At 43.9% G+C, this 6,261-nt stretch carries 5 protein-coding genes; 2 read left to right on the top strand and 3 right to left on the bottom strand.

Annotation, left to right across the window (positions count from 1 at the left end):
- The first annotated feature begins 123 nt into the window (after positions 1-123).
- Together QZ379_RS11650 and QZ379_RS11645 are read left to right on the top strand one after the other, a co-directional pair.
- Positions 124-444, top strand: a complete 321-nt coding sequence (locus QZ379_RS11650; RefSeq protein ID WP_235329641.1) for a hypothetical protein — start codon at positions 124-126, stop codon at positions 442-444.
- A 3-nt stretch (positions 445-447) separates the two neighbouring features.
- Positions 448-2,265 carry a YgiQ family radical SAM protein gene (locus QZ379_RS11645; protein WP_291564881.1) on the top strand — a complete coding sequence of 606 codons (1,818 nt, stop codon included), beginning with the start codon at positions 448-450 and terminating at the stop codon, positions 2,263-2,265.
- A gap of 60 nt (positions 2,266-2,325) precedes the next feature.
- Here the strand turns inward: QZ379_RS11645 and QZ379_RS11640 are convergent, their stop codons facing one another.
- The 3 genes from QZ379_RS11640 to QZ379_RS11630 all read right to left on the bottom strand — a co-directional run.
- Positions 2,326-2,694, bottom strand: a complete 369-nt coding sequence (locus tag QZ379_RS11640) for a hypothetical protein (RefSeq protein ID WP_291564879.1) — start codon at positions 2,692-2,694, stop codon at positions 2,326-2,328.
- Between the two features lie 80 nt (positions 2,695-2,774).
- Positions 2,775-4,418: an ABC-F family ATP-binding cassette domain-containing protein gene (locus QZ379_RS11635; protein ID WP_291564876.1), complete on the bottom strand. Its 1,644-nt coding sequence runs from the start codon at positions 4,416-4,418 to the stop codon at positions 2,775-2,777.
- 183 nt (positions 4,419-4,601) lie between these two features.
- On the bottom strand, positions 4,602-6,261 hold a 1,660-nt coding region (locus tag QZ379_RS11630), incomplete at its 5' end, for a putative transporter (protein ID WP_291564873.1).

Below are 6,261 nucleotides of genomic sequence, written 5' to 3'. Positions count from 1 at the left end.
TCATTCTTGAAACTATTAGTTATCTAACTGGAGAAAATTGATGCGTTTTCTCTGTCAGAAAACTTTGTATTTCATTCAGTTTGCATTATATTTGTAATTACAACAACATAAACCCATAAAACTATGTTTACAATTCAAGCTAACCCTTCAGGCACAAGAAGCCTGAACATATCGGAAGAAAATCTTAAGACAATAGAAAAATATTCTCTGTTCCAGCAACTTATTGACAGCAACGGTATAGTTGATGAAAGCGTACTGGAGAAACTGAAACTCAACATCCGTTCGCTGATAGGTTCGTCTGAGGAAGACTGCAAGGACCTGCTCGACCTCTGCCTGAACGTGATTTATCACGACAATATGAAGGCTTTCGGTCTGCATCAGCTCATCATGCTGTACATCAACTGGGAGAGAGAAAAAGGTAATATCGAAGAAACTGAAGAATAAATCTTGAAAGAACATAATCTAACGGACTGGTTGCCCACAACCAAGAAAGAAGTAGAGCTAAGAGGATGGGATGAACTCGATGTCATTCTGTTCAGTGGCGACGCATACGTTGACCATCCGTCATTCGGAGCTGCCGTAATAGGAAGAATACTTGAGGCTCAAGGACTTAAAGTTGCCATCGTGCCACAGCCAAACTGGCGCGACGACCTTCGCGACTTCAAGAAATTAGGTAAGCCAAGACTCTTTTTCGGAATATCTGCCGGATGTATGGACAGTATGGTGAACAAATATACTGCCAACAAGCGTTTACGAAGCGAAGATGCGTACACCCCCGACGGACGACATGATATGCGCCCGGAATATCCTACTATAGTATACTCACAGATATTGAAGAAACTCTATCCCGACGTGTCTGTAATCATAGGCGGAATAGAGGCTTCACTGCGTCGTCTTACCCACTACGACTACTGGCAGGACAAGGTCAGACAGTCCATTCTGCTGGACTCCGGAGCCGACCTGCTGATATACGGTATGGGTGAAAAACCTGTCACAGACTTGTGCAGACGAATGTCTGAGAATCCTGCAGTTCCGACAGATATTCTTCAGACTGCATACGTTTGCAAAAAGGAAGAATTCAAGTCCGAAGAGAATGACCTGAGGCTTTACTCTCATGAGGAATGTCTTAAGGACAAGAAGAAACAGGCTGAAAACTTCAGACATATAGAAGAGGAATCGAACAAATATGCCGCACAGAGGATTATCCAGGAGTCGGGCAAGAAAGTGGTGGTGATAAATCCTCCTTATCCCCCAATGACTCAGGGCGAGCTTGATATGTCGTTCGACCTTCCATATACACACCTTCCGCATCCGAAATACAAGAACAAACGTATTCCGGCATACGATATGATAAAGTTCTCAGTCAATCTTCACAGAGGATGTTTCGGAGGATGTGCATTCTGCACCATATCAGCCCATCAGGGTAAATTCATCGTAAGCCGAAGCAAGGAAAGTATCCTGAAGGAGGTGAAAGCAATAACTGAAATGCCTGATTTCAAGGGCTATCTGAGCGACCTTGGAGGTCCGTCTGCCAATATGTATGCCATGAGGGGAAAAGACGAAAGTATGTGCCGCCGGTGCAAACGCCCTTCGTGCATCCATCCGAAGGTATGCCCTAATCTGAATACAGACCACAGGCCACTGCTGGACATCTATCATGCCGTAGATGCACTTCCCGGAATCAAAAAGAGCTTTATTGGCAGCGGTGTCCGATACGACCTGCTTCTGCACGAAAGCAAGGACCCGGCTGTAAACAAGAGCACTCAGGAATACACCCGTGAGCTGATAATCAAACACGTGAGCGGACGACTGAAGGTAGCACCTGAACACACAAGCGACAAAGTGCTTTACGTCATGCGCAAACCTCCGTTCGAACAGTTTGAAAGGTTCAAGAAGATATTCGACCGCATAAATACGGAGCATAACCTGCGCCAACAGATTATACCATACTTCATAAGCAGTCACCCGGGATGCACGTCTGAGGATATGGCAGAACTGGCTGTTATAACCAAAAGGCTTGACTTCCATCTGGAACAGGTTCAGGACTTCACTCCTACTCCTATGACTGTCGCTACAGAAGCCTGGTACACAGGTTATCATCCTTACACCCTCGAACCTATTTTCTCAGCCAAAACGCAGAAAGAGAAACTTGCACAACGTATGTTCTTCTTCTGGTACAAGCCTGAGGAAAGAAAGAACATCATGAACGAACTGAGGCGCATCGGAAGGAATGACCTTATAGACAAACTTTACAAGAAGAGATAAAAAAAGACGAGTGAAACAAACGATAATTCTTATGAATATTTTTGTTTCACTCGTCTTTTTTTATTCAGCCTTCAACTCCACTACTTCACGTACAAGATACGTTCCATCATATTCAGCGGCAAAGCCATCGTCCCACTTTCCGTTATATTCAAGTCTTAATATAGCTTTTACCGGCTTGCCGTTTTTCTGACCTTTCGTTATCTTGTCATACTTTTCAAGCAACCGACCGGTCTTATCTACAATCCAGAATTCTCTGTCGCTACCTGTAGGAGTAAACGCTCTCACTTCATGCCCTATTCTCAATTCGCCTTCCATGGTGTAAAGCGAATCTTTTGACATATTATCATCTATAGCAAGCGAAGCTGTTTTATGTCCACATGAAGTACACATAAAAGCCACTAACGATAAAAGCCCAATCATCTGTTTCATAATTACAAAATTAAATTGTTTATAACGCTCCAACCTGATTTATACAGTCTTCCCAAATAAAGCAGAAGCACACATAGATTTTATCTGTTCTTCTTCTCAAGCTCCTGAAGACTTTCCATCTTCTTGGTTTCGAGGAACTCGTATATACCGCACAGATGTTCTTTAACCTTCTTGTTGCCGAACTCATAAACCTTGGTAACGAGTCCGTCGAGGAAGTCACGGTCGTGGGAAACCACAATCAGAGTTCCGTCAAAATCCATGAGAGCCTGTTTCAGTATATCCTTGGTTTTCATGTCAAGGTGGTTGGTAGGCTCGTCGAGGATGAGCAGATTCACCGGTTCAAGCAGAAGTTTAATCATCGCCAGACGGGTACGTTCACCACCTGACAAGACCTTGACCTTCTTCATTGATTCTTCCGGACCACCAAACATAAATGCACCAAGAAGGTCCCTGATTTTGTTTCTGATTTCGCCTTTAGCCACATCGTCTATAGTCTGGAATACTGTCAGATTCTCATCAAGAAGCGAAGCCTGATTCTGCGCGAAATATCCTATCTGTACGTTATGACCGAGAGTAAGTGTACCTTCGTGGTCTATCTCATTCATTATACATTTCACGAGAGTTGACTTACCCTCACCGTTCTTACCTACGAAAGCTACTTTATCGCCACGTTCTATCGTCAGAGTGGCATTGCGGAACACCACATGGTCGCCATATGTCTTTCCTACTCCGTCCATTATCACAGGATAGCTTCCACTGCGTGGTGAAGGAGGGAACTTAAGCCTCAACGCCGATGTATCTTCCTCGTCAACCTCTATCAGTTCAAGTTTCTCCAGCATCTTCACGCGGCTCTGTACCTGGAGTGTCTTACTGTATGTACCTTTGAAACGCTCGATGAAATCCTTAGTTTCCTGAATCATCTTCTGCTGTTCTTCGTACTGCTTCATCTGCTGTTCGCGACGTTCCTTACGGAGAACAAGATACTGGGAGTAGTTCACCTTATAATCGTATATACGCCCCATAGTCACTTCTATGGTACGTGTAGTGATATTATCGACAAACTTACGGTCGTGGCTTATAACTATTACAGCCTTCGCACTGTTGATAAGAAATTCCTCAAGCCACTGGATAGACTCGATGTCAAGATGGTTGGTAGGCTCGTCGAGCAACAATACATCCGGGTTCTGAAGAAGAAGTTTTGCCAGCTCGATACGCATACGCCATCCACCGCTGAAATCGCTTGTAGGACGGTTGAAGTCTTCTCTCATAAAACCAAGACCGAGAAGTGCCTTTTCCACATCTTCTTCAAAATGAGTCATATCTATGGCATAGAACTTCTCGCTCATGGCAGCCACTTTCTCTATGAGTGCCATGTACGAATCGCTCTCATAGTCAGTTCTTGTAGCCAGTTCGTTGTTCATCGCCTCTATCTCCTTTTCCATCTCCTGAAGGTGGGCAAAGGCCTGCGATGCTTCTTCGAAAACGGTTCTGCCGTCTTCAGTCATCAGATGCTGTGGAAGATAAGCCACAACACAATCTTTCGGAGTTGTAACCTTTCCACGGGTAGGCTGTCTGACTCCTGCAAGAATCTTCAGGAGAGTAGACTTGCCGGCACCGTTCTTTCCCATCAGGGCTATACGGTCTTTTTCATTGATTTGGAAACTAATGTCGCTAAACAAGGTGGTACCGCCAAACTCGACGGTCAACCCATCTACTGAAATCATATTTTTTAGAGTTTTTAGTTGTTAGTTCTTAGTTGTTAGCTTATGAGTTCTTATGTTCTTTTGTCTGAATATATATTAAAATCGTAAGTTTTGAGTTGAATTTCCATTACAAAACAATTGGCAAGCAGACGGGGATATTGTTCCTTATCCACTTGCCAACACACATTTCATATAAAATTATAATTATGCCATCAGCAATACCAGCAACTGAGCCGTAAGAATACGCAAGAACATACTCAAAGGATAAACTGTAGAATAACCTACAGCCGGAGCGTCGTTGCTCGATACCTGATTCGCATATGCCAGTGCCGGTGGGTCTGTATTACTACCTGCAATAAGTCCCATCAGTGTATAATAGTTAAGTTTATGTCTCCATCGTGCCACCATACCCATAATAACAAGAGGTATTATTGTTATAAGGAAACCGATACCTACATAAAGAAGGCCATCCCCCTCTACCACTGTCTGCACAAAACTTCCTCCGGCCTTGATACCAACACTTGCAAGGAATAGTGCAAGACCTACCTCACGAAGCATCAGATTGGCACTCATTGTAGTGTAAGTAACCAGTTTTACCTTATGTCCGAAACGGCCTATAAGTATGGAAATGATAAGCGGACCACCGGCCAGACCTAATTTGACAGGTGTAGGCACTCCAGGAATAGCCAATGGAAGGCTACCGAACAGAATACCACAAAGAATACCGACGAAGATTGTAACGATATTAGGATGGTCAAGGCGTTTCAACTGATTACCAAGCAGACCTGCCACACGCTCTACCGCATCCTGCGGACCTACTACCATCACACGGTCACCCACCTGAAGAGTAAGCTGACGTGAGGCAAACAGATCCATACCCGAACGGGTTACACGGGTTACATTCACTCCATACATACTGTTGAAATGCAACTCACCAAGAGTCTTACCGTTGATATTTGACTGGGTTACAAGAATACGGCGGGAAACCATCGGCTTGTCTGTATTTCCATGAGCCTCCCAGTTCACATTCCGGACTTCAGGACCGATAAATGCTATAATAGCCTCAGAATCATCTTCAGCACATACTATGAACATTTTATCATTCAGTTCAAGCATCGTATTTGCTGTAGGGATGTACACACACCCATCGCTCTTCATAATTCGTGAACAAACGAAATCACGTGCAAGGAAATTGCGTACCTGTAATACTGTCTTACCCAACAGAGCTTCATTGTGTACTTCAAGATTAAGAAAGAAAGGTTTCAGATGCGGATTTGCTTCCTCACCGCGCTTGATTTCTTCCTCTTCCTTGTTCAAATCGATTCTGCAAATCAAACGTATCAGAATCATTGACAGGATAATACCCATAACTCCCAAAGGATAAGCACAAGCATATCCGTTGGCAATCTGCGGACCGTTATAGTTTATCTGACTGAGTGCCTCGTTGGCAGCACCAAGACCGGGGGTATTTGTTACAGCTCCACACAGGATACCAACCATCATAGGTATGTCTACCCTTCCCTGCAGGGCAAAATACATGATTAAGGCAACGGCAATGTTCAAGGCAACAATACCCACTGCAATCATATTCATGGCCACACCGCCTTTCTTGAACGACGAGAAGAAAGAAGGACCGACCTGAAGTCCGATACAGAACACAAATAGAATTAACCCAAAGTCTTGAACGAAATTCAGAATTGATGTATTACCGGTAAATCCAAAATGACCAACCAGAATACCCACGAACAAGACAAACGTAACCCCCAGCGATATGCCGAAAATCTTAATTTTTCCCAATAACACACCCGCTGCTATAACAAAGGCATAAAGAGCAACTATATGGGCTATGGAATCAGGATTGAAT

It is taken from the genome of Bacteroides sp., from assembly GCF_019417265.1.
GTDB lineage: Bacteria > Bacteroidota > Bacteroidia > Bacteroidales > Bacteroidaceae > Phocaeicola.
The sequence above is the reverse complement of the archived record's forward strand: the minus strand, read 5'-3'. Positions and strand labels throughout refer to the sequence as shown.